The following is a 24,087-nucleotide window of genomic DNA, read 5'->3' as shown; positions in this document are numbered from 1 at the left end:
GCGCCGATGGTACTGCACTCGGGAGGGTGTGGGAGAGTAGGACGCCGCCGGACTCAACGTACAGTCGAGGGCCTTCCCCTGCGGGGGTTGGCCCTCGACTGCTTTTGTGCGTCCGGTGCCTAGTAGCGTGGTACGGACGCTCCCGCGACGAGTCGATGCGCGCTGGAGTCCCGTGCCGATCGACTTGTACCGTTGTGCCCCTGTATGTGAAGTGCTCCGGCAGCCGCCCACACTGGGGCGGCACTGCCGAACTCGGAAGGATTTGACCCGTGAACCCAGGACCGCAGGACGGCGGCAACCGCGACGACGAGGGCCGGCCACGCCGGGATCGCGACGGTGGCTCCGACGGCTACCCCCGCGGTGACCGGGGAGACCGGGGCGCCCCCCGCCGCGACGGCGGCAACCGCGACCGTGGCGGCTACCAGAGCGACCGCGGCGGCTACCAGGGTGGCCGCGGTGGATACCAGGGCGGCCGCGACGGTGACCGGGGCGGCTTCCGAGGCGGCGACCGCAACCGCGACGGCGACCGCGGCGGCTTCCGCGGCCCCGACCGCGGCGGTTACCAGGGCGGTGGCGACCGTGGTGGGTTCCGCGGTGGTGACCGTGACCGCGGCGGTTACCAGGGTGGCGGCGACCGTGGTGGGTTCCGTGGTGGTGACCGTGACCGTGGCGGTTTCCAAGGTGGCGGCGACCGCGGCGGTTACCAGGGTGGCGGGTTCCGTGGCGGCGACCGTGACCGTGGTGGTTTCCAGGGTGGCGGCGACCGTGGTGGGTTCCGCGGTGGTGACCGTGACCGTGGCGGTTACCAGGGTGGCGGCGACCGTGGTGGGTTCCGCGGTGGTGACCGTGACCGTGGCGGTTACCAGGGTGGCGGCGACCGCGGCGGGTTCCGCGGTGGTGACCGTGACCGCGGCGGTTACCAGGGCGGTGGCGACCGTGGTGGGTTCCGCGGTGGTGACCGTGACCGTGGCGGTTACCAGGGTGGCGGCGATCGCGGCGGTCACCAGGGTGGCGGGTTCCGTGGCGGCGACCGTGACCGCGGAGGCTTCCAGGGCGACCGCGGCGGGTTCCGTGGCGGCGACCGTGACCGTGGTGGCTTCCAGGGCGACCGCGGTGGGTTCCGCGGTGGTGACCGTGACCGTGGTGGCTTCCAGGGTGGCGGCGACCGCGGCGGGTTCCGCGGTGGTGACCGTGACCGTGGTGGCTTCCAGGGCGGTGGCGACCGCGGCGGGTTCCGCGGCGGTGACCGTGACCGCGGTGGCTTCCAGGGCGACCGCGGCGGGTATCGCGGTGACCGGGCCGAGGGTGGTTCGCGAGGCAGCCTTGCCGGTGGCTCCGGTGGCTCCGGTGGCTCCGGTGGCTCCGGTGGCTCCGGGGGATTCCGGGGTGACCGTGATCGGGGCGGCTTCCGCGACGACCGCGGCGGCTTCCGGGGTGGAGACCGGCCGGGTGGCCGGAGCGGCGGCTTCCGCAGCGATCGGGACCGCCCCTACGGCGACCGGCCGCAGGGCGACCGCGGCGCGCGGGACGGCGGCTTCCGCCGCGACGACCGTGGACCGCGCGACGACCGCGGGCCGCGCTCCTTCGACCGTGGGCCTCGCGATGATCGGGGAGCGCGCGACGACCGCGGGCCGCGTTTCGAGCGGGGACCCCGCGACGACCGCGGGTTCCGCGGTGACCGTGGGCCGCGGGACGACCGGGGACCTCGGTATGACCGTGGGCCTCGCGACGAGCGGGGAGCGCGCGACGACCGCGGGCCGCGCTTCGAGCGGGGACCTCGTGACGAGCGGGCTCCCCAGGAGCTGCGCCGGGATGAGCAGCCGGCGTTCCAGGCCCCGGAGATCCCCGAGGACATCGTGGCGAGCGACCTCGACAAGGAGGTGCGTGCCGAACTGCTGAGCCTGTCGCGGGACACCGCCGACCGGGTCGCCCGGCACCTCGTCGCCGCCGGGACGATCATCGACGAGGATTCCGAGCTGGCGCTGCAGCACGCGGTGGCCGCGCGGCGGCTCGCCTCGCGGATCGCCGTGGTGCGGGAGGCCGTGGGGCTGGCCGCGTACGCCGCGGGGGACTGGACGGCCGCCATCGCCGAGCTGCGGACGTACCATCGGATGACCGGGCGGCAGACGCACCTGGCCGAGCTGGCCGACTGCGAGCGGGCCCTGGGGCGCCCGGAGCGGGCGATCGATCTCTTCCGGGGTGCCGACCGCGAGGCGCTGGACAAGGCCGGCGCGATCGAGCTGCTCATCGTGGCGGCCGGGGCGCGCGGTGACCTCGGTCAGCACGACGCCGCCGTGGCCATGCTCCAGGTCAAGGAGCTGACCTCGGACGACACCGCCGAGTGGGCGGCCCGGCTGCGGTATGCGTACGCCGACGCGCTGCTCGCGGCCGGGCGGCGCGAGGAGGCGCGCGAGTGGTTCTCGCGGGCCGCGGCCGCCGACGAGGACGACCTGACCGATGCCGCGGAGCGGTTGTTGGAGCTCGACGGCGTCACCATCGAGGGTGACGAGGACGACGAGGACGACGACACGGACGCGGACCACGACGCCGAGGCCCCCGACCTCGAGACCCACGACGTCGAGGCCCGGGACGTCGAGGACGCCGACGACCGGGACGACGAGGACGGCGACGGCGGCGAGGACGAGGACGGGGACGGCGGCCGGGAGGTGGCCGGTGAGCTCGACGACCTCGATGAGGACGACGTACCTGCTGGGTCCGGCGAGCTGGACGCCGATGCCACGTCAGGCGCGGACGCGGCCGGTGACGACCCGGCCGCGGACCCGGTCGACGGTGCCGGCGGGTCCTCGGGCGGGATCCGTGAGGTCGGTGAGGAGCTCGGTGACGAGCCGCGGGTGACGGGCGACCGGGCGTGACCGAAGTCCTCGCCGACGGGTACGACCTCGTCGTCTTCGATCTCGACGGGGTCGTCTATCTCATCGACAAGCCGATCTCCGGTGCCGCCGAGGCGGTCGAGCGGTTGCGGGCCGGCGGCACCCCGGTCGCGTACGCGACGAACAACGCCTCGCGGCGGGCGGCCGACGTGGCCGCGCTGCTGACCGGGATGGGTGTGCCGGCGGCGGCCGACGAGGTGTTGCCCTCGGCCGCCGCCGCCGCGGCCATGCTGGCCGACCGGCTTCCGGCGGGGGCGCCCGTGCTGGTCGTGGGTGCGGACGCGCTGCGGGCCGAGGTGCGCGAGGCCGGGCTCGTCCCGGTCGAGCGCGCCGACGAGGCCCCGGCCGCGGTCGTGCAGGGGTACGGCCCCGACGTCGGCTGGAAGATCCTGGCCGAGGCGTCGCTCGCGGTCCGCGCCGGCGCGCTGTGGATGGCGACCAACACCGACCGGACGCTGCCGAGCCCGCGTGGCCCGCTGCCCGGCAACGGTTCCCTGGTGTCGGTGCTGCGGACGGCGCTGAACCGGGATCCCGACGTGGTCGTGGGCAAGCCCGCCCCGGCCCTGTTCACCACCGCGGCGTCGCTGGCCGGGGCGCGGCGGCCGCTGGTCGTCGGCGACCGGCTCGACACCGACATCGAGGGTGCGGTCGGCGCCGGGATGGACTGCGTCCTCGTGCTCACCGGGGTGAGCGGGCCGGCCGATCTGATCGCCGCGCCCGCGTCGCGCCGGCCGACGTACGTGTGCGCCGACCTGTCCGGGTTGTTCGGTGCGGCGGAGGCCGCCCGCATCCCCGCCGGCGGGGGCGAGGCCGGCGGCTGGCGGCTGGCGGACGGGCGGCTGGAGGGCGAAGGGTCGCCGGTGGACGCGCTGCGGCTGGTGGCCGGATGCGTGTGGGACGGCGGCGAGCCGCGGGCCGGATCGGACCGCGCGGGCGAACTGCTCAAGGAGTGGCTGGGCTGACCGCCGGCCGGCCGGCCGACCGAGGCCGGCCCACCAAAGTCGGCCGGCCAAAGTCAGCCCACCAAGGTCGGTTGACCGAGGCCGGCCCACCAAAGTCGGTTGACCGAGGCCGGCCCACCAAAGTCGGCCGGCCAAAGTCGGCCCACCAAGGTCGGTTGACCGAGGCCGGCCCACCAAAGTCGGTCCACCGAGGTCGGCCCAGCGGGATGGCCGCCGTCGCCTAGAGGAGCTTGCGGAGCTTGAGCAGGTCGAACGGGTTGGCCTTGACCTGCACCTGCCGGGAGGCGATCGCCCGGGTGACGTCCAGCTTGCCGGTCACCAGCGCGACCAGGTCGTCGCTCGCCGCGGTCAGGGCGATCTTGGCCTTGGGGTCGTCGCCGTCGGCGATGTCGACCAGGCGGCCACCGGTGAGCCGGGCATGGAAGGCCGTCTGGAGATCCGGGACCCGGCAGGCGAGGGTGCGGTCGAGGTCGAGCTTGCCGCGGGTCTCGGCGTGGGCGTCGAGCCGGGCCGCGAGCCGCTGCAACGCCTCACGGCACTCGTCCACGCTGGCCACTCGGGCCTCCTTCCGCGACACCGATGTCGTTCCGCACGGTACCCGACGGGCGGACCGGGTATGCCCGGTAGCGTGACAGCAGCACGATCGTGGCACGAGCGCGAGGGGAGAGGCTCATGCAGGACGCATGGCGGGCGTATCTGGAGATGGCGCTCGGCTTGACGGAGGCGCCGCGCAAGAAGGCGCAGAAGGTTGCCGGCGAGCTGCTGAGCAAGGGCGGCGCCACGGCGGGACAGCTGCAGGGCCTGGTCGAGGACCTGCTGGCGACCGGTGTGGCCAACCGCGAGGCGCTGACCAACATCGTGCGCTACGAGGTGGACCGGGCGCTCGGGCTGGTCGGCCTGGCCACCGCGGACGAGGTTTCCGACCTGACCGCGCGGGTCCGCGACCTGGAGAAGCAGCTCAAGGAGGCGCGCGCCCGCGCCGGTGCGGCGGCCGGTGACGAGGCGGCGGCCGACCTGACCATCGCCGAGCCCGGCCCGGTGTCGGTGGTGCCGCCGGCGCGGAAGGCACCCGTCACGAAGGTGGCCGGGAAGAAGGCGGTCAAGCCTGCCACCCCGAACGCGATGCCCGCCGCCGCGAGTCCGGCCGCTCCGGTGCGCAAGGCCGCGAAGAAGGCGACCCCGGCGACGACGGGGCCGGCGAAGGCCGCGCCGGCGAAGGCCGTGCCCGCCAAGGCGACGAAGGTCGCGAAGGCGGCGCGCAAGGCCGCCAAGGCCACCGCACCCGGCACCGAGCCCGCCGGAACCGCCGCCGCACCGACCGCCCCGGTGAAGGCCGCCGCCGCCGAGACGGTCCTGCCGCCGGCGAAGAGCGGACCGGCGAAGACCCTTCCCGCGAAGGACGCCCCGGCCAAGGCCGCCTCCGCGAAGGCGACCCGCGCCAAGGCCGCCTCCGCGCGAAGCACCCGGGCGAAGGCCACTCCCGCGAAGGGCGCCGCCGCCAAGGCCGCCCCGGTCAAGGCCGCCCCGGCGAAGAGCACGCCCGTGAAGACCACCCCAGCGAAGAGCACGCCCGTGAAGACCACCCCCGCGAAGAGCGCGCCGGCCCAGAAGGTGACCGGCACCGACACCGCGACGCCGGAGGCCACGCCGTGACACATCCGCACCAGCCCCCGCGACCCGGCCCGCCGCCCGGCGGCTTCCGGCCGGGTCCGCCGCCCGGTGGGGGATTCCGGCCCGGGCCGCCGCCGGGTCAGCAGGCGGCCCCGCCGCCGCGGGTGGAGGTGACCCCGGGGATGCTCGACGGCTCGGAGTCGACCGGCCACCCGGCCGTCGACGCGGTGCTGCGGTCGCTGGCCAACGCCGCCACGCTGGCGCCGGCCGACCAGATCGCCGAGTACGAGGCCGCGCACCAGGTGCTTCAGGAGACCCTGGCGAGCATCGACCGCTGATGAGCCGTACCCATAAGGTTGTGCACTGATGGCCCGCCGCGCGCGTCTCGACGCCGAGCTCGTCCGCCGCAAGCTGGCCCGGTCCCGGGAGCAGGCCGCCGCGCTCGTCGCGGCCGGGCGGGTCCAGGTCCGCGGCAGCGTGGCGGCCAAGGTCGCCACCATGATCGACCCTGCGGACCCGGTGGTGGTCACCGGCGAGGATCCCGCCGACGAGTACGTCTCCCGGGGCAGCCACAAGCTGGCCGGGGCGCTCGAGGCCTTCCCCGCTCTGGTGGTGCGGGGCCGCCGGTGCCTCGACGCCGGCGCCTCCACCGGCGGGTTCACCGACGTGCTGCTGCGCGCCGGCGCCGCACACGTGTACGCCGTCGACGTCGGGTACGGCCAGCTCGCCTGGCCGCTGCGAACCGACGAGCGGGTGACGGTCATGGAGCGCACGAACGTACGGACGCTGACGCCCGACATGCTCGGCGGCCCGGTGGCGCTGACCGTGGCCGACCTGTCCTTCATCTCGCTGCGGCTGGTGCTGCCCGCCCTGAGCGCCTGCACCGCCGCCGACGGCGACCTCGCGCTGATGGTCAAACCGCAGTTCGAGGTCGGCAAGAACCGGGTCGGCGCGGGCGGGGTGGTGCGCGATCCCGCGCTGCGGGCCGAGGCGGTCCTCGACGTGGCCGCGGCGGCCGCCGAGCAGGGACTCGGAGTCGCCTCCGTGGCCGCCAGCCCGCTGCCCGGGCCGAGCGGCAACGTCGAGTTCTTCGTGTGGTTCCGCCGGGACGCCCCGCCCGCGGACGCCGGCCGGGTGCACGCCGTGGTCGCTGCCGGCCCCACCGGCGAGGTAACGTCCGGCGGGCCGGCGACGATGCCGGAACCGCCTGAGTTGGAGGACGCATGACCCGCTCGGCACTGCTGGTGACCCACACCGGCCGGCGGCAGAGCACCCAGCACGCCCAGGCCGTCGCCCGGGACCTCGTGGCCGCCGGTTTCGAGGTGCGGGTCATCGCCGAGGAGGTGGACGATCTCGAGCTGCCGCCCGGCGTCACGCCGGTCGACGACCCCTCCGCGGCCGAGGGCGCGGAGATCGTCTTCGCGCTCGGCGGGGACGGCACCTTCCTGCGCGCCGCCGAGCTGGCGCGCCCGGCGAAGGCGCCGCTGCTCGGCATCAACCTCGGCAAGGTGGGCTTCCTCGCCGAGGCCGAGCTGCAGAACATCGACCAGACCGTGCGCGACATCGTCGACGGCGACTACACCGTGGACGAACGGCTCACCCTCGACATCCGCGCCGAGTACGACGGCCGGCTGATCGCCGACTCCTGGGCGCTCAACGAGGTGAGTGTCGAGAAGGGGCAGCGCGCGCAGATGCTCGAGCTGCTCGTCGACGTCGACGGGCGCCCGCTGTCGCGCTACGGCTGCGACGGTGTCGTGTGCGCCACACCGACCGGCTCGACGGCGTACGCGTTCTCCGCCGGCGGCCCGGTCGTGTGGCCGGAGGTGGAGGCGCTGCTGCTCGTACCGATCAGCGCGCACGCCTTGTTCAGCAAGCCGATCGTCACCGCGCCGACTTCCACCTTCGTGATCACCGTGGATCCGTACACGTCGTTCGCGGTGATGTGCTGCGACGGGCGGCGGACCTGGGACCTGCCGCCGGGCGCCCAGGTCACGGTCGAGCGGGGGCAGCTGCCGGTACGCCTCGTCCGGCTCAAGCCGCGCCCGTTCACCGACACCCTGGTGGCGAAGTTCCACCTGCCGGTGGAGGGTTGGCGCGGTAATCGACGCTGATGAGCGGGGGCGCACTGGGCGATTGTCGGTGGGCACCGATACTGTTCGCCCTGTGCTGGAGGAACTGCGGATCACCGGCCTCGGCGTCATCGACGACACGACGCTGCGGCTGACCACGGGCATGAACGCCATCACCGGCGAGACCGGCGCGGGCAAGACGATGGTGGTGACCGGGCTGGGCCTGCTCTTCGGCGGCCGGGCCGACGCCGGGCGGGTGCGTGCCGATCCGGGCCGCGCGGTCGTCGAGGGCCGGTTGCGCCTCGAGGGGCCGCTGGCCGGTGCGGTGCAGGCCCGCATCGTCGACGCCGGGGCGGAGGTCGACGACGACGGCTCGGTGCTGCTGAGCCGCACGGTGACCATCGAGGGCCGCTCCCGGGCGCACGTCGGCGGGCGCGGCATGCCGGTGGCGATGCTGGGCGAGGTGGGCGAGCAGGTCGTCGCGGTGCACGGGCAGTCCGACCAGCTGCGCCTGCTGCGCCCGGCCGAGCAGCGTGCCGCCCTCGACCGCTATGCCGGTCCCGAGCACGAGAAGCTGCTGGAGAGCTACCGCCAGGGTTACGCGCAGTGGCGGGCGGTGGTCGACGACCTCGCCGACCGCCGGCGGCACGCCCGGGAGCGCAGTCAGGAGGCCGACCTGCTCAAGCTCGGCCTCGACGAGATCAGCCGGGTGGACCCGCAGCCGGGCGAGGACGACGAGCTGCGCGCCGAGGTGCAGCGGCTGGAGCACGCCGAGGGTCTGCGGACGGCCGCGGCGCTGGCGGCGCAGGCCCTGGCCGGCGGCGTGGAGGCGGCCGACGAGACGCCGGACGCGACGCAGCTGCTCGGCACCGCCCGGCGCACGCTGGAGGCGCAGGCCGGGGTGGACCCGGCGCTGAGCGAGCTCGCCGCCCGCGTGGAGGAGGCGGCCACGCTGGTCGGCGACGTCTCCGCCGAGCTGTCGGCCTATCTCGACCGGCTCGACGCCGACCCGGCGCGGCTGGAGGCGATCTACGAGCGGCGGGCCGCGCTGCGGGCGCTGACCCGCAAGTACGCCGACGACGTCGACGGGGTCATCGCCTGGGCCGAGCACGCCCGCACCCGCCTGGCCGCCCTGGACACCTCCGACGAGCTGCTGGAGGAGCTCGACAAGGAGCGGGCGCGCCTCGCCGCGCAGGTCGCCGAGCTCGCCGGCCGGCTGACCGCCGCGCGGGCCGACGCCGCCGGGCGCTTCGCCGACCAGGTCAGCGTGGAGCTCGCCGGGCTGGCGATGCCGCACGCCCGGGTGGAGATCGCGGTGCTGCCGCGCGGCGCCGGGCGCGACGAGCCGGCCATCGACGGCCTCGCGGTCGGGCCGGACGGCGCCGACGAGATCGAGCTGCGCCTGATCGCGCATCCCGGTGCGCCGGCGCTGCCGCTGCAGAAGGGCGCCTCCGGCGGCGAGCTGTCGCGGGTCATGCTGGCGATCGAGGTGGTCTTCGCCGGGGCGGGCGGCCCGCCGACGCTGGTCTTCGACGAGGTCGACGCCGGCGTGGGGGGCCAGGCGGCCGTGGAGATCGGGCGCCGGCTGGCCCGGCTGGCCCGCACCCACCAGGTGCTGGTCGTCACCCACCTGCCGCAGGTCGCCGCGTTCGCCGACCGGCACCTGGTCGTCGCCAAGGACACCGGCGGCGCGATCACGACCAGCGGGGTGCGGATCGTCGAGGAGACCGAGCGGGCTCGCGAGCTCGCCAGGATGCTCGCCGGCCTGCCCGATTCGGATCTGGGCATCGCCCACGCGGAGGAGCTGCTGGCCGTGGCGGAGCGGGAGAAGCGCGGCGGGTGATTTGCCCCTTTCCCGGGGTGACCTTGTGCATGTCGCGTACGAGCCGGTCGATCTGACGTGTCAGGATGGCCGGGATGCGACTTCCCACCTTGCGCCGGACCCGGAGCGTCGAACCCGGGGCTGTAGCCGGCACCGCTCGTCTCGACCGCCGGACCAAGCGTCTGGTCGGCCGGTTGCGTCCTGGCGACATCGCCGTCATCGACCATGTCGACATCGACCGGGTCGCCGCCGACTCGCTGGTGGCCGTCGGCGTCGCGGCCGTGCTCAACGTCAAGCCGTCGATCTCCGGGCGCTATCCCAACCTGGGCCCGGAGGTGCTGATCCAGGCCGGGATCGTGCTCATCGACAACCTCGGCGAGGAGATCTTCGACCGGATCAGCGAGGGTGACGTGGTCAGCCTCGACAACGACACGGTGCTGCTGAACGGCGAGCCGGTGGGCTCCGGCCTGCGCCAGGACGCCGAGAGTGTCGCCAAGGCGATGGCCGACGCCCGCGAGGGGCTGTCGGTGCAGCTCGAGGCGTTCGCCGCGAACACCATGGACTACCTCAAGCAGGAGCGCGACCTGCTGCTCGACGGCGTGGGCGTGCCCGACGTCGAGACCAGCATCGCCGGGCGGCACGTGCTCATCGTCGTGCGCGGCTACGACTACAAGGCCGACCTCGACGTGCTGCGCCCGTACATCCGGGAGGTCAAGCCGGTGCTGATCGGGGTGGACGGCGGCGCCGACGCGCTGCTCGAGTCCGGTTACACCCCCGACATGATCATCGGTGACATGGACTCGGTCACCGACGACGCGCTGCGCTGCGGCGCCGAGGTCATCGTGCACGCCTACCCGGACGGGCGGGCGCCCGGGCTGTCCCGGGTGCACGGGCTCGGCGTGGCGGCCACCACCTTCCCCGCGGCGGCCACCAGCGAGGACCTCGCCATGCTGCTCGCCGACGAGAAGGGCGCCTCGCTGATCGTCGCCGTCGGCACCCACGCCAACCTGGTCGAGTTCCTCGACAAGGGACGCGGGGGCATGGCCTCGACGTTCTTGACCCGGCTCAAGGTCGGCGGCAAGCTGGTCGACGCCAAGGGGGTCAGCCGCCTCTACAAGCAGAACATCTCCGGTTCGTCGCTGTTGCTCCTGGTGCTCTCCGCGATAGCGGCCCTGACCTCGGCGGTGGCGGTGTCGACCGTGGGGAAGGCCTACCTGTCCGTGATGTCCGAGTGGTGGAACAATCTGGTCTTCCGGTTAACCCAGCTCTTCTGATCGGCGATACGGACCAAGAGGCTTTGGCGTGATCAATTTCCGGTACCACGTGGTGTCGCTCACCGCGGTCTTCCTCGCGCTCGCCATCGGGCTGGTGGTGGGCACCGCCGCGCTCAACGGGCCGGCGGCCGACCTCCTCAAGGACCGCGTCGACGCGCTGAGCAAGGACAACAGCAACTACCGCGCGCAGGCCAACCAGTATCGCGAGGAGCTCAACCGCAGCGAGGAGTTCGCCGCCGAGGTGGCCCCGGCGCTGCTCGCCGGCAAGCTCGCCGGGCGCAAGATCCTCGTCGTGGTGCTGCCCAGCGGCAAGGACCACGCCGAGGGCGTGACCTCGATGCTGAAGATCGCCGGCGCCACCATCACCGGCCAGGTGACGGTGCAGGACAAGTTCCTCGACCCGGCGAACAACGTCGAGCTGCTGGAACTGACCGAGAAGGCGTCCCGTCCGACCGTGCCCATCGACGGTCTGCCGCTCAACCTCAATGCCGTGGAGACCGCGAGCGCCCTGCTCGCCCGCGCGCTCCTGGTGAAGACCGACCCCGTCGCCGAGCAGGATCTGACCGCGGTGCTGTCGGCGTACACGACGCTGGGTTATCTCGGGGTGTCCGAGGAGATGGTGCCGGGCGCCGAGGCGACCGTGGTGGTCTCCGGCCTGCCGCCCGTCGACCGGGAAGCGGGCAAGAAGAACCAGAACGCGGTGACCGTGACCACCCAGTTCGTCGAGAACCGGCCCGTGGTGGTGGCGGGCAACCGCATCGGGGAAGGCAATCTCGTCGCCGAGGTGCGCAACGACCCGACGCTGGTCACCAAGGTCTCCACGGTGGACAACGCGAGCACCGCCCAAGGGCAGCTGGCGACCGCCCTCACCGTGGTCGAGCGGCTCGCGGCCGGCAAGGTCGGCCAGTACGGCCTGGACGCGGCCTCCCGGGTCCCCAAAGCCGCGAGCTGACCCGCCTCGCCCGCCGAGTCGCGGGCCGGTCCCGGGCGGGCAAGTCCTAGACTCGGCGGTCGGCCGCCGTGGGAGCGGCCCCGCGAGTCAGGAGAGCAGACGCATGGCCAGCAGGATGACGTCGTCCGGCCTCGGTGCGCTCGCCGCCCGGGCCGCGCTGGCCTGGATCCGCCGCGATCCGCGCTCCGGCGAGCTGGACCGCACCAACTTCCACGGCCGCACGGTCTCGCTGGCCGGCGGGCCCGCGCTGGCGGCCGGCGCCACGCTGGGCGCCGCCGCCGGAGCGCCGAGCGCCGCCGCGGCAGCGGCCGCGATCACCGCCGGCCTGACCGGCGGTGCGGTCGGCTTCTACGACGACGTCGTGGGCAACCGCCCGGAGCAGAAGTCCGCCAAGGGCTTCCGCGGCCACCTCGGCGCCCTGCGCGAGGGCCGGGTCACCAGCGGCCTCGTGAAGATCGTGGGCGTGGGTACGGCCGGACTGGCCGCCGCCGCCCTGCTGGCCCGCGACCCCGGCGTACGCGCCCACCCGGCCCGGCAGCGGTCCGGGGCGGTGCGCCGCACGGCCGACGTGCTGCTGGGCGCCGGGGTCGTCGCCGGTACGGCGAACCTGCTCAACCTGCTCGACCTGCGTCCCGGTCGGGCCATCAAGGCCGCCACCGTGCTCGGCACGCCGCTCGTCGCCGGCCGTGGCGGTGCGCTGACGGCCGGCACGCTGGGCGCGAGCGCGGCGCTGCTGCCGGCCGACCTCGGCGAGGAGGTCATGCTCGGCGACGCGGGCGCCAACGCCCTCGGCGCCCTGCTCGGCGTCGCCCTGGCCGCCCGCAGCGGCCCCACCGGCCGGGCGCTGGCGCTCGCCGTGCTCGCCGGGCTGACCGCGGCCAGCGAGAAGGTGAGCTTCACGCGGGTCATCCAGGACACGCCGGGGTTGCGCGAGTTCGACGCGCTCGGCCGCCGGACTCCGTGACCTCGGCCCGCGTCCGCGCGGGGGTGGCGGGCGCCGCCACCGTCATCGCGGTCCTGACGGTCCTCGCCCGGATCGCCGGCTTCGGCCGTACCGTCGTCTTCCTGCAGACGGTCGGCAAGAACGGGCTCGCCAACGTCTACACCGCCGCCAACACCGTCCCCAACATCGTCTTCGAGCTCGTCGCGGGCGGCGCCCTGGCCAGCCTCGTGGTGCCGTTGATCGCCGGGGCGGTCGAGGCCGGCGACCGGGAGCGGGTCGGTGCGGTCGCCTCGGCGCTGCTCACCCGGGTCCTGCTGCTGATGGTGCCGCTCGCGGCCCTGGTCGCGGTGCTCGCCGGCCCGATCGCGGGGCTGTTCGACGTCCCGGCCGAGGGCCAGGCGGTGGCCGCGCGGATGCTGCGGATCTTCGCGCCGCAGCTTCCGCTCTACGGCGTCGGCATCGTGCTCACCGGCGTGCTCCAGGCCCACCACCGCTTCGCGTGGCCGGTGATCGCCCCGTTGCTGTCGAGCGTCACGGTGATGGGCGCGTACCTGAGCTATGCCGTCGTCGACGGCGCCCGCAGCGACTTCGCCGGGCTGAGCCGCTCCGGGGAACTGATCCTGGCGATCGGCACGACCCTGGGCGTGGTGGTGCTGGCGCTGTGCCTGCTCGTTCCGCTGCGCAGGCTGCGGCTGCACTGGCGGCCCGTGTGGCGCTTCCCGGGCGACGAGGGGCGTCTGGCGCTGAAGCTGGGCTGGGCCGGCGCGGTCACCGTCGGGGCACAGCAGATCATGGTGCTGACCGTCACCGTCCTCGCCGTCCACGGCCCGCTGACCGTGTTCAACGCCGCCCAGACCGTGTTCCTGCTGCCCTGGGCGGTGCTCGCCGTCCCACTGGCGACCGCGGTGTACCCGGGCCTCGCCGCGGCCGCCTCGCGCGGTGACGAGGCCGGGTACGCCGGCTCGCTGGCCCGCACCGCCCGCTCGGTGGTACTGCTGGCCTGCCTGGGTGCGGCCGCGCTCGGTGCCGTGGCCTGGCCGGCGGCTCGCCTGATCAACGCGTCCGCCGCCGCGCCGGGCATCGTCGCGCTCGCTCCCGGCCTGCTCGGCTACGCCCTCTTCGCGTTGCTCTCCCGCGCCCTGTACGCCCGCGGCGCGACGGTCGCCGCCGCGGTCGCGACCGCCGCCGGATGGGGGATCGCCACGCTCGCCGCGATCGTGCTCAGCGCGCGGCTCGACGAGCGGCACCAGGTCGCCGGGCTCGGCGCCGCCAGTGCCCTCGGCATGTCCGTGATCGGACTGCTGCTGGTGCTGGGCGTCCGCCGCCACGCCGGCCCGCAGGCGCTTTCCGGACTGATGCGCGCGTGCGCGGTGGGTATCGTGGCGGCGGTCGCGGCAGGCCTCGCCGGGTGGGGCGCCGCCGAGGGCGTGCGCCAGGCCACCGGCGGCACCCCGGGAGTGTGGGGCAGCATCCTGCAGGGCATGCTGGGCGGGGTCGTGGTCGCGGTCGTGTTCGCCGCGGTGGTCTATCCGCTCGACCGCCGCGACCTCCGATCGCTGGTCTCGAGGTTCACCGGGAGGGATCGCACGTGACGGACGCGGCGCAGGCGGCACCGTGGCAGGGCCCGGTCGCGCTGGTGCTGGCCTCCAGCACCGGCGGGGTCGGCCAGCACGTCTCCTCGCTCGCGCGCGGGCTGCTGGCGGCCGGCTGCGGGGTGCTGGTCTGCGGTCCCGCCGCCACCGACGAGCTGTTCGGCTTCTCCGCGGCCGGGGCCGAGTTCGCCCCGGTCGAGATCTCGGCGAACCCGGGCCCGCAGGACTCGGGCGCGATCCGCGCGCTGCGCCGGGCGCTGACCGGGCGCGAGCTCGGCGTGGTGCACGCGCACGGCCTGCGCGCCGCGTTCGTCGCCGCCCTCGCCCGCCCGGCGGCGCCGCTGATCGTGACCTGGCACAACGCCGTCCTGGCCCGGGGGCTGCGGGGCAGCGCCTCCGCCCTGGTCGAGCGGATCGTGGCCCGGTCCGCCGCACTGACCCTGGGCGCGTCGGAGGACCTCGTCGCCCGGGCGGAGTCGCTCGGGGCGCGCAACGCCCGGCTCGGCGCGGTCGCCGCACCGGCCGGCGGCACGCCCAGGCGCAGCCGCGCCGCGGTCCGCGCCGAGTTCCGCGTCGCCCCCGACGTGCCGCTGATCCTCTCCGTGGGACGGCTGCACCCGCAGAAGCGCTACGACGTCCTGGTGGAGGCCGCCGCCCGGTGGCGTGAGCTCACTCCCGCGCCGCTGACCGTCGTCGCGGGCAGCGGTCCCAGCTACATGATGCTGGCCCAGCGGGCCTCCGAGCTGCGCGCCCGGGTCCACCTGCTCGGGCACCGCACCGACGTGCCCGACCTGCTCGCCGGCGCCGACCTCGCCGTGGTCACCAGCGACTGGGAGGCCCGGCAGCTGTTCGCCCAGGAGGCGCTGCGGGCGGGCGTGCCGCTGATCACCACCGCGGTGGGCGGCCTGCCCGGCCTGGTGGGCGACGCCGCCGTGCTGGTACCGCCCGGCGATGTGGACGCGCTCGACCGGGCCGTGCGGGAGATGATCGCCGATCCGGCGCGGCGTGCCGACTATGCCGCGCGCGGCCCCCGGCAGGCCGCCCGCTGGCCGACGGAGCAGGACACCGTCCTCGACGTGCTGCGGGCGTACGCCTCGGTCACCCAGGTTCCGGCGGGCCAGGGGTGACGGTGCCGCGCCGCCTGCTGGCCGCGGTGCGCCGTGGTCGCCGGCCGGACTCCGCGCCGCCCTCGCGCTCGCGGCGCGGGCGGGCCTGGGTGCCGTACCTGCTGGTGGTGCTGACCGCGGCGGCGAGCCTCGCCGGGCTGGCCGTGCGCCCGCCCACCGGGGTGGCGGGGGACAGCGCCGACTTCGTGATCGTCGCCGGGGCGGCCGGGCTGCGCTGGGACGACCTCGACCCGCGGCGGACGCCGACCCTGTGGCAGGAGGCGACCCGGGGCTCCGTCGGCTGGCTCTCCGTACGCTCGGCGCACCACGCCACCTGCCCCGCCGACGGCTGGCTGACCCTGGGCGCGGGCAACTACGCGGTCTGGAACGCGGGGCGCGTCGCCGGCCAGTGCCCGACGCTGGCCCCGGCCCTGGAACAGCCCGACGGCATCGGCGCCAGCCTGCCCGAACTCGGCGGGGTGGTCCGGGCCAACGCCGACCGCCAGCCGTACGGTGCGGTGCCCGGGGCGCTCGCCGAGTCGGTGCGCTGCACCGTCGCCGTCGGGCCCGGCGCCGCCGTCGCCGCCGCCCGCCCCTTCGGCCGCGTCGACCGCTACGTCCCGGCGCTGCCGGAGGATCCGCGGAGCCTGTTCACGCAGTGCGTGCTGAGCCTGGTCGACCTGGGCACGATCAGCGGTTCCGGCGCGGCCCGCCAGCAGCGGGTGGCCGCGGCCGACGCCGCCCTGGCCCGCGTCGTGGCGGCCCGCCCGGCGCGCTCGCTCATGGTGATCGCGGGCGTCTCGGACACCGACACCTACTCGCGGCTGCACGTGGCCATCGCCGAGGGTCCCGGCTGGCAGGGCGGCTGGCTGACCTCCGCCGGCACCGGCCGCGACGGCTACCTGCAACTGGTCGACCTGGCACCGACGATCCTCACCGCGCTCGGGAAGTCGGCGCCGGAGAAGCTGTTCAACGGGCGTACCGCCAGCATCGTGAAGGGGCGCCCGGCGTCGCCGGACGACTCGATGCTCGGCCCGCACGACGCGAACCGGCGGGCCGGCGTCCAGCTGGGCATCACCGACACGTTCTTCACCGGGCTGGCCGCCGTACAGATGGCGATCTTCCTGCTCGTGGTGCCGTTGATGATGCGGGCCCGGCGGCATGCCGGCCCGACCGGACCGGCGTCGCCACCGCGGATCTTGATGCAGGGGGTGGAGGTGCTGCTCATCGCGGCCGCGCTGGCGATCCCCGCGGCGCTGCTGGCGGACGCCTTCCCCTGGTGGCGGGCCGGGCGGCCGGGCATCGCGTTCGCGTTGCTCGCCCTCGCGCTGACGGCGGTCGGCACGGCCGCCGTACGCTTCGTGCCGCGGTTCGCGCGCACGCTGTGGCCGATGGGCCTGGTCGCGGCGGCCGCCGTCCTGGTGGTCGGCGTGGACCTGCTGACCGGCGCGCATCTGCAGCTCAACGGCGTGGCCGGCTATTCGGCCATCGAGGGCGCCCGCTACGCCGGGCTCGGCAGCGTCGGGCTCGGCGTGTTCGTGGCGGGCGCGCTGGTCGTCGCCGGCTGCGCCGCCCAGTGGGTACGCCGGCCCTGGCGTCCCGTGATCGTGGTGCTCGTCGGCGGCTTCAGCGTGATCATGGTGGGCAGCCCGTACCTGGGCGCGGACCCCACCGGGGCGATCGCCGTGACCGCCGGGGTCTGCGTGGCGGCCGCGATCAGCACCGGCGGCTGGCTCACCTTCCCGCGCATCGCCTGGGCGACCGTGGCCGGGCTGGCCGTCACCATCGGCTTCGCCGTGCTCGACCTGCGCCGCCCACCCCTGGAGCAGGGCAGCGTCGGGCGGTTCCTGACCGCCCTGCTGGACGGCACGGCCGGCCCGGCCATCCAGCGCGCGGCGACCTCCAGCGGCCACGCCCTGGACAGCTCGCTGACGATCCTCGCCCTGGTCGGGGCCCTCATGCTGGCCTTCAGCCAGTTCTCGCCGTGGGGCGGGCTCAACCGCGTCTTCGGCCTGCACCCGGCGCTGCGGGCCGCGCTGGCCGGCACCACGGTCACGGTCGTGCTCGCCGGGATCCTGGGGGGAGCGGCCTTCGCAGTCGCCGGGGCGGCGGCCGCGATCGCCGTCCCGCTGTTCGTCCTCACCACACTGCGGGTGCTGGCGCACGCCGCCGACCGCACCCGTCCGGAAGGTGAGACGGACGGGCCGGGTGGACCGGGGCTGTCGCTGCGCCGCGAGCGGTCGGACAAATCCGGAAGCGAGGGAGCGACCGTACGCTGACACGCGCGCCGAGCAGCCCGAACGTGCGTGCGTCGCGGCAGGTGTTACTGTGAAATCCCGTGGATGGCGCGATCGTCGACGACGATCGGCGCCGGTCTGCACGACCGATTTGACCGACCACGGGAGCAGGCCTTGGCACCAACAGTGCGCGAGACGCGGCACATCTTCGTCACCGGAGGCGTCGCCTCCTCGCTGGGCAAGGGCCTCACCGCCTCCAGCCTCGGCAACTTGCTGACCGCGCGCGGCCTGCGGGTCGTCATGCAGAAGCTGGACCCCTACCTCAACGTCGATCCCGGCACGATGAACCCGTTCCAGCACGGCGAGGTGTTCGTCACCGAGGACGGCGCCGAGACGGACCTGGACGTCGGCCACTACGAGCGGTTCCTCGACCGGGCGCTGTCGGCGAAGGCGAACGTCACCACCGGCCAGATCTACTCGGCCGTCATCGCCAAGGAGCGCCGCGGCGAGTATCTCGGCGACACCGTGCAGGTCATCCCGCACGTGACCAACGAGATCAAGGAGCGCATCTTCGCGATGGCCGCTCCCGACGAGTACGGCCGCACGCCGGACGTCGTCATCACCGAGGTCGGCGGCACCGTCGGCGACATGGAGTCGCTGCCGTTCCTCGAGGCGATCCGCCAGGTGCGCCATGAGATCGGCCGGGACCACGTCTTCTACCTGCATGTCTCGCTGGTGCCGTACCTGGCGCCGTCGGGCGAGCTGAAGACCAAGCCGACCCAGCACTCGGTCGCCACGCTGCGCAACATCGGCATCCAGCCCGACGCGCTGGTCTGCCGCAGCGACCGGGAGATCCCCGACAAGCTCAAGCACAAGCTCTCGCTCTACTGCGACGTCGACCGCGAGGCCGTGGTGGCCGCCCCGGACGCGCCGAGCATCTACGACATCCCCAAGGTGCTGCACCGCGAGGGCCTCGACGCGTACGTGGTCCGCCGGCTGGGCCTGTCCTTCCGCGACGTCGACTGGTCCACGTGGGACGACCTGCTGGAGCGGGTGCACCACCCGCGCCGCACGATCACCGTGGCGCTGGTCGGCAAGTACGTCGACCTGCCGGACGCCTACCTGTCGGTGAGCGAGGCGATCCGCGCGGCGGGCTTCGCCAACACGGCCAAGGTGCAGCTGCGCTGGGTTCCCAGCGACGACTGCGACACCATGGCCGGCGCCGCCGCGGCCCTCAAGGGCGTCGACGGGATCTGCATCCCCGGCGGCTTCGGCATCCGCGGCATCGAGGGAAAGATCAACACTTCCCGGTACGCGCGGGAGAACGGCATCCCGATCCTCGGCCTCTGCCTGGGCCTGCAGTGCATGACCATCGACGCCGCCCGGAACCTGGCCGGCCTGGACGGCGCCAACTCGCTCGAGTTCGACGAGCGCGCGCCGCACCCGGTGATCTCCACCATGGCCGACCAGGAGGACATCGTCGCGGGCAAGGGCGACCTGGGCGGCACCATGCGGCTGGGTGCCTACCCGGCGGCGCTCACCGCGGGCTCGGTCGTCGCCGAGGCGTACGGCAGCACCGAGATCTCCGAGCGGCACCGGCACCGCTACGAGGTCAACAACGCCTACCGGGACCGGCTCGCCAAGGCCGGCCTGCGGTTCTCCGGCACCTCGCCGGACGGGCGGCTGGTGGAGTTCATCGAGCTCGACCGCGAGACGCACCCGTTCTTCGTGGCCACCCAGGCGCACCCGGAGCTGAAGAGCCGGCCGACCCGGGCGCACCCGCTGTTCACGGCGTTCGTCAAGGCCGCCGTGGCGTACGCGGCCGCCGACGAGCTGCCCGTCGAGGTGGCGCCGTCCGCGGAGCCGGACAGCGACAAGAGCGCGGTCCCCGCCTCGTGAGCGCGTTCGCGCACGAGACCAGGTCGCGGACCGAGCGGTACTCGGGGCCGATCTTCTCGGTCTACACCGACGAGGTGACCATGTCGGGCGGGGGCACCGCCCACCGCGACGTGGTGGTCAACAAGAACGCGGTCGGCGTGGTCGCCCTGGACGACGTCGGCCGGGTGGTGCTGATCAAGCAGTACCGGCACCCGGTCGGCGAGAAGCTCTGGGAGCTGCCCGCGGGCCTGCGCGACGTGGCGGGCGAGGACCTGGCGGTCACCGCCGGACGCGAGCTCGCCGAGGAGGCCGACATCACGGCCCGCCGCTTCGACCTGCTCGTCGACCTGCACACCTCCCCGGGCTTCAGCGCGGAGACGATCCGGATCTTCCTGGCCCGGGAGCTGTCGCCCGTGCCCGAGGAGGAGCGCCACGCCCGCAAGGACGAGGAGGCCGACATCGAGATCTGCTGGGTGGATCTCGACGAGGCGGTCGCCATGGTGCTGCGCGGCGAGATCACCAACGCCGCGGCGGTGGGCGGGCTGCTCAGCGCGGCCCGCGCCCGGGACGACGGCTGGGCCACCCTGCGCCCGGCCGGCACGCCGCCGCTCGCCTGACGATCGACACCCACGACACGGGCCGCCGGGAATCCCGGCGGCCCGTTCGTCATGTGAGCTGGCACACCCCCGCCGGCCGCGGCCGGCGGTGCGATCCCGCAACCGGCGGCACCGCCGCCGCATCGGGCCTGCTCGGCCCGCGGCCACCCTGGTTACCCTGCGGTAACACCGCGCGGGACCGCCCGGGAAGCCGATCCGCACTTCTTGATCTTCGGGCCGCCAATCGGCAGTATCTTGCGTTCGGTGGGACGGTAGTCTGCGAATGCAGCCCGTCTCGGGTTTGAGCCATCGACGTCTCTCCCGGAAAGGACGGTGTCGACTCGTGAAGGTCGGCATTCCGAGCGAAGTGAAGAACAACGAGTTCCGGGTGGCGATCACCCCGGCGGGTGTCTTCGAGTTCACCCGCGCGGGCCACCAGGTCTACGTGCAGGCCGGCGCGGGCGCCGGCTCCTCCATCACCGACGAGGACTACGTCGCCGCCGGTGCCACGATCCTCGGCAGCGCCGACGACGTGTGGGGCACGGCCGACCTCGTTCTCAAGGTCAAGGAGCCCATCGCCGAGGAGTACGGCCGCATGCGCGAGGGGCAGGTGCTCTTCACCTACCTGCACCTGGCCGCCTCCAAGGAGTGCACGGACGCGCTCATCGACCGCAAGGTCACCGGCATCGCGTACGAGACCGTCGAGCTGCCCGACCGCTCGCTGCCCCTGCTCGCGCCGATGTCCGAGGTCGCCGGGCGGCTCGCGCCCCAGGTCGGCTCCTACCACCTGATGCGCTCCGGCGGCGGACGCGGCGTGCTCATGGGCGGCGTCCCCGGCGTCTACCAGGCCAAGGTCGTCGTCATCGGCGCCGGCGTCTCCGGCATGAACGCGGCGGCGATCGCGCTGGGCATGCAGGCCGAGGTGCTGGTGCTGGACAAGAACATCGCGCGCCTGCGGGCGGCCGACGCCGACTACCGCGGTCACCTGCAGACGATCGCGTCGAACGCGTACGAGATCGAGAAGGCCGTGATCGACGCCGACCTGGTGATCGGCGCGGTGCTGGTACCCGGCGCCAAGGCGCCGAACCTGATCTCCAACGAGCTGGTCTCCCGGATGAAGCCGGGCAGCGTGCTCGTCGACATCGCCATCGACCAGGGCGGCTGCTTCGAGGACTCGCGTCCCACCACGCACGCCGACCCGGTCTACAAGGTGCACGAGTCGATGTTCTACTGCGTCGCCAACATGCCCGGCGCGGTGCCGCACACCAGCACGTACGCGCTGACCAACGTCACCCTGCCGTACGCGCTGGAGCTGGCCAACCGGGGCTGGCGCGACGCCGTCAAGGCCGACCCGGCGCTGGCCCTGGGCCTGAACACGCACGCCGGTCACGTCACCTACGGCCCGGTCGCCGAGGCCCACGGCATGCAGGCCCTGTCCCTCGCCGAGGCACTGAGCTGAATCCCAGCCCGTCCGCGGCGGAAAACCGAAACAAACCATGGCGGGGCTGCGGCAGGCCGTGCGGACCTACCTCGACCACCTGTCGGTCGAGCGCGGCCTGTCCCGCAACACCCTCGCCTCGTACCGGCGAGACCTGGAACGCTATCTGGAGTCGCTGACCGCGGCCGGCGTCACCGAGCTGGCCGCGGTCACTCCCGCCCACCTCACGCAGCATCTGCTGGTGCTGCGTGAGGGCACGCAGCACCATCCGCCGCTGTCGGCCGCCTCCGCCGCCCGCGCGGTCAGCGCGGTACGCGGCCTGCACCGCTTCGCCGCCCGCGAGGGCCTCGCCGCGCACGACGTGAGCCGCGAGGTGAAACCGCCCGCCCCGGCCAAACGGCTGCCCAAGGCCCTCGACGTCGACCAGGTCACCCGGCTCCTGGAGGCGGTCGCCGGCGACGAGCCGCTCGCCCTGCGCGACCGCGCCCTGCTGGAGTTCCTGTACGGCACCGGCGCCCGGATCTCCGAGGCGGTCGGGCTGGCGGTGGACGACGTGGACCCGTCCGTGGTGACGCTGCGCGGCAAGGGCGGCCGGACCCGGCTCGTGCCGCTGGGCTCCTATGCGCGCGCCGCCCTGGACGCCTACCTCGTCCGCGCCCGCCCGGCACTGGCCGCCGCGGGCAAGGGCACCCCGGCGGTCTTCCTCAACGCGCGGGGCGGAGCGCTGTCACGCCAGAGCGCCTGGACGATCCTGCGCCGCGCCGCCGAGGCCGCCGGGCTGCCGGTGGAGGGCGCGCACGCCGTGTCCCCGCACACCCTGCGCCATTCGTACGCCACGCATCTGCTCGACGGCGGCGCGGACGTGAGAGTCGTTCAGGAACTGCTCGGGCACGCCTCGGTCACCACCACCCAGGTCTACACCTTGGTGACAGTGGACCGGTTGCGCGAGGTGTACGCCACCGCACACCCGCGCGCTCGTTAGGCGTTGGGCCACCAGTGGACGACACGCCGTGCGGGTGACCCCGGATCGACGGCTTGCGTGGCGTACAGTCGGGCATCGGCTCCGGATTGCGGGTCGAGAGGGGGCTACAGGGGCATGGCGGGAAACGACGAGCGCGCGGAGGCCTGGACCTCGGCCCTGCGGGAACAGCAGAGTTCCCTCGACCTGGGCGCCGACCTGGGGCCGGCCGACCCGACGGCCTACACCATGCGCCGCCCGATCCCCGAGCCGATGCCCACCGACCGGCACGGCCCGGCGCGGATCATCGCCCTCGCCAACCAGAAGGGCGGCGTCGGCAAGACCACGACGACGATCAATCTGGGCGCCGCCCTCGCCGAGTACGGCCGCAAGGTCCTGCTCGTCGACTTCGACCCGCAGGGCGCCTGCTCGGTCGGCCTGGGCGTCAACCCGCACAACCTCGACCTGAGCGTCTACAACCTGCTCATGCAGGACGACGTGACGGCCGAGGACGTGATCATCAAGTCCGACGTGGCCGGCCTGCACCTGCTGCCCGCCAACATCGACCTCTCCGCGGCCGAGATCCAGCTCGTCAACGAGGTCGCCCGCGAGATGGCCCTCGCCCGGGTGCTGCGCAGCGTGCGCAAGGAATACGACTTCATCCTCATCGACTGCCAGCCCTCGCTGGGCCTGCTGGCGATCAACGCGCTGACCATCGCCCACGGCGTCCTCATCCCGCTGGAGTGCGAGTTCTTCAGCCTGCGCGGCGTCGCGCTGCTGCTGGACACGATCGACAAGGTCCGCGAGCGCCTCAACTTCGACCTCGAGCTCGAGGGCATCCTGGCGACCATGTACGACAGCCGCACCACCCACTGCCGCCAGGTGCTGCAGCGGGTCGTCGAGGCCTTCGGCGACAAGGTCTACCAGACGGTGATCACCAAGACGGTGAAGTTCCCCGAGTCCACCGTGGCCGGCGCGCCGATCACCACCCTCGACCCGGCGTCGTCGGGCGCGCGCAACTACCGCCAGCTCGCCCGCGAGGTCATCGCCGCCAAGGCGGAACGGGGCTAGCTTGCTCTTCGCCCTCGGCGAACCGGTCGCATTCCTCGCGCTGGTCGTCTCCTTCGTGCTCGCGCTCCTGCTGCGCGCCCTCGCCATCCGGGTCACCGCCCGTACGCTAGGCCTCACCGACCGCCGGGAACCGATCGGCCCGCGCCCGCGCGAGGACATCGACCCGTTCGGCGCGGTCGCGGCCGCCGTCGGCGGCATGGGCTGGGGGAAGATCATCCCGGTCGACGAGGTCCCGCGCTGGCGCGGCCGGGGCCGCGCCGCCGCGGTCTACCTGAGCGGCCCGCTGACCTGCATCGCCGTGGCCCAGCTCTTTTTCGCCGCGTACGCCTCCAGCACGCCGGAGAACCTCCTCGGCATCCTCAGCCCGTCGTTCCTGCTGCGCGGCTTTCCCCTGCCGCTCGTGGAGCAGGTGCTGCTCTGCCTGGGCGCGGGCCTGCTGACCTTCGGGCTGCTCGCGCTGATCCCGCTCCCACCGCTGGACGGCTTCGGGGTGCTGTGGTCGATACCGGCGAAGCCGGGCCCGGGGCTGCAGTGGATCCGGCTCTGGTTCGAGGAGAAGAACCTCGGCGTGCTCCTGCTGCTGATCTGCTGCTTCTTCCCCTTCGAGCGCCCGTTCCTGCTGGGCCTGCTCGACGTGCTGGGGGTGCTCTTCCTTCGGCTCTGGGGCTGACCCCGCGGCTCGGGGCC

Annotated in this window: 21 protein-coding genes; 19 read left to right on the top strand and 2 right to left on the bottom strand. The window is 74.1% G+C overall.

Annotation, left to right across the window (positions count from 1 at the left end):
* Positions 1–119: 119 nt before the first annotated feature.
* Positions 120–1,937: a hypothetical protein gene (locus tag IEY99_RS32935; protein ID WP_189208021.1), complete on the bottom strand. Its 1,818-nt coding sequence runs from the start codon at positions 1,935–1,937 to the stop codon at positions 120–122.
* On the opposite strand from IEY99_RS32935, the gene IEY99_RS32930 reads away from it, so the two are divergent.
* The gene (locus IEY99_RS32930) at positions 1,881–2,873 is read left to right on the top strand and encodes a tetratricopeptide repeat protein (RefSeq protein WP_444542448.1); all 993 of its coding nucleotides are present in this window, start codon (positions 1,881–1,883) and stop codon (positions 2,871–2,873) included. The two genes, IEY99_RS32935 and IEY99_RS32930, sit on opposite strands and share 57 nt — an antisense overlap.
* On the top strand, positions 2,870–3,853 hold the full coding sequence (locus tag IEY99_RS32925) for an HAD-IIA family hydrolase (RefSeq protein ID WP_189208020.1): 984 nt from the start codon (positions 2,870–2,872) through the stop codon (positions 3,851–3,853). Before IEY99_RS32930 ends, IEY99_RS32925 begins: the two co-directional genes overlap by 4 nt.
* A gap of 220 nt (positions 3,854–4,073) precedes the next feature.
* Here IEY99_RS32925 and IEY99_RS32920 read toward each other — a convergent pair whose 3' ends face one another.
* Positions 4,074–4,409, bottom strand: a complete 336-nt coding sequence (locus tag IEY99_RS32920) for an SCP2 sterol-binding domain-containing protein (protein ID WP_189208019.1) — start codon at positions 4,407–4,409, stop codon at positions 4,074–4,076.
* A gap of 116 nt (positions 4,410–4,525) precedes the next feature.
* Here IEY99_RS32920 and IEY99_RS35160 point away from each other — a divergent pair, with 116 nt between their 5' ends.
* The 17 genes from IEY99_RS35160 (at position 4,526) to IEY99_RS32835 (ending at position 24,070) form a co-directional block, all read left to right on the top strand.
* A complete protein-coding gene (locus IEY99_RS35160) occupies positions 4,526–5,506 on the top strand; it encodes a phasin family protein (protein ID WP_229799481.1) in 981 nt (326 codons plus the stop codon).
* On the top strand, positions 5,503–5,802 hold the full coding sequence (locus IEY99_RS32910) for a hypothetical protein (RefSeq protein WP_189208036.1): 300 nt from the start codon (positions 5,503–5,505) through the stop codon (positions 5,800–5,802). Before IEY99_RS35160 ends, IEY99_RS32910 begins: the two co-directional genes overlap by 4 nt.
* 28 nt (positions 5,803–5,830) lie before the next feature.
* Positions 5,831–6,691 carry a TlyA family RNA methyltransferase gene (locus tag IEY99_RS32905; protein ID WP_189208018.1) on the top strand — a complete coding sequence of 287 codons (861 nt, stop codon included), beginning with the start codon at positions 5,831–5,833 and terminating at the stop codon, positions 6,689–6,691.
* Complete coding sequence (locus IEY99_RS32900) at positions 6,688–7,575, top strand: NAD kinase (RefSeq protein ID WP_189208017.1); 888 nt, start codon at positions 6,688–6,690, stop codon at positions 7,573–7,575. Before IEY99_RS32905 ends, IEY99_RS32900 begins: the two co-directional genes overlap by 4 nt.
* 52 nt (positions 7,576–7,627) lie before the next feature.
* Positions 7,628–9,376 carry a DNA repair protein RecN gene (gene recN, locus IEY99_RS32895; RefSeq protein WP_189208016.1) on the top strand — a complete coding sequence of 583 codons (1,749 nt, stop codon included), beginning with the start codon at positions 7,628–7,630 and terminating at the stop codon, positions 9,374–9,376.
* A 74-nt stretch (positions 9,377–9,450) separates the two neighbouring features.
* Complete coding sequence (gene steA / locus IEY99_RS32890) at positions 9,451–10,629, top strand: putative cytokinetic ring protein SteA (protein WP_189208015.1); 1,179 nt, start codon at positions 9,451–9,453, stop codon at positions 10,627–10,629.
* 28 nt (positions 10,630–10,657) lie between these two features.
* Positions 10,658–11,581, top strand: a complete 924-nt coding sequence (locus tag IEY99_RS32885; protein WP_189208014.1) for a copper transporter — start codon at positions 10,658–10,660, stop codon at positions 11,579–11,581.
* A gap of 103 nt (positions 11,582–11,684) precedes the next feature.
* Positions 11,685–12,545, top strand: coding sequence for a hypothetical protein (locus IEY99_RS32880; RefSeq protein ID WP_189208013.1), 861 nt, complete (start codon positions 11,685–11,687; stop codon positions 12,543–12,545).
* Positions 12,542–14,116, top strand: a complete 1,575-nt coding sequence (gene murJ, locus IEY99_RS32875) for a murein biosynthesis integral membrane protein MurJ (protein WP_189208012.1) — start codon at positions 12,542–12,544, stop codon at positions 14,114–14,116. Before IEY99_RS32880 ends, murJ begins: the two co-directional genes overlap by 4 nt.
* Positions 14,113–15,243, top strand: coding sequence for a glycosyltransferase family 4 protein (locus tag IEY99_RS32870; protein WP_189208011.1), 1,131 nt, complete (start codon positions 14,113–14,115; stop codon positions 15,241–15,243). The genes murJ and IEY99_RS32870 overlap by 4 nt, the downstream gene beginning before the upstream one ends.
* 2 nt (positions 15,244–15,245) lie before the next feature.
* Complete coding sequence (locus tag IEY99_RS32865; protein ID WP_308427110.1) at positions 15,246–17,501, top strand: hypothetical protein; 2,256 nt, start codon at positions 15,246–15,248, stop codon at positions 17,499–17,501.
* Positions 17,502–17,633: 132 nt separating this feature from the next.
* On the top strand, positions 17,634–19,358 hold the full coding sequence (gene pyrG / locus IEY99_RS32860) for a CTP synthase (protein ID WP_189208010.1): 1,725 nt from the start codon (positions 17,634–17,636) through the stop codon (positions 19,356–19,358).
* Positions 19,355–19,954 carry an NUDIX domain-containing protein gene (locus IEY99_RS32855; RefSeq protein ID WP_189208009.1) on the top strand — a complete coding sequence of 200 codons (600 nt, stop codon included), beginning with the start codon at positions 19,355–19,357 and terminating at the stop codon, positions 19,952–19,954. The genes pyrG and IEY99_RS32855 overlap by 4 nt, the downstream gene beginning before the upstream one ends.
* Positions 19,955–20,276: 322 nt before the next feature.
* Positions 20,277–21,392, top strand: a complete 1,116-nt coding sequence (gene ald, locus IEY99_RS32850) for an alanine dehydrogenase (protein WP_189208008.1) — start codon at positions 20,277–20,279, stop codon at positions 21,390–21,392.
* Positions 21,393–21,429: 37 nt separating this feature from the next.
* Positions 21,430–22,353 (top strand): site-specific tyrosine recombinase XerD, encoded by a 924-nt coding sequence (locus tag IEY99_RS32845; RefSeq protein ID WP_189208007.1) that lies wholly within the window; start codon positions 21,430–21,432, stop codon positions 22,351–22,353.
* Between the two features lie 114 nt (positions 22,354–22,467).
* Positions 22,468–23,400 (top strand): ParA family protein, encoded by a 933-nt coding sequence (locus IEY99_RS32840; protein WP_071806245.1) that lies wholly within the window; start codon positions 22,468–22,470, stop codon positions 23,398–23,400.
* Position 23,401: 1 nt separating this feature from the next.
* Positions 23,402–24,070, top strand: coding sequence for a hypothetical protein (locus IEY99_RS32835; protein ID WP_189208006.1), 669 nt, complete (start codon positions 23,402–23,404; stop codon positions 24,068–24,070).
* Positions 24,071–24,087: the final 17 nt, after the last annotated feature.

Origin of the sequence: Couchioplanes azureus, assembly GCF_014648355.1 — a bacterium.
Classification (GTDB): domain Bacteria; phylum Actinomycetota; class Actinomycetes; order Mycobacteriales; family Micromonosporaceae; genus Actinoplanes; species Actinoplanes azureus.
This window is presented reverse-complemented; position numbering and strand designations above follow the sequence as displayed.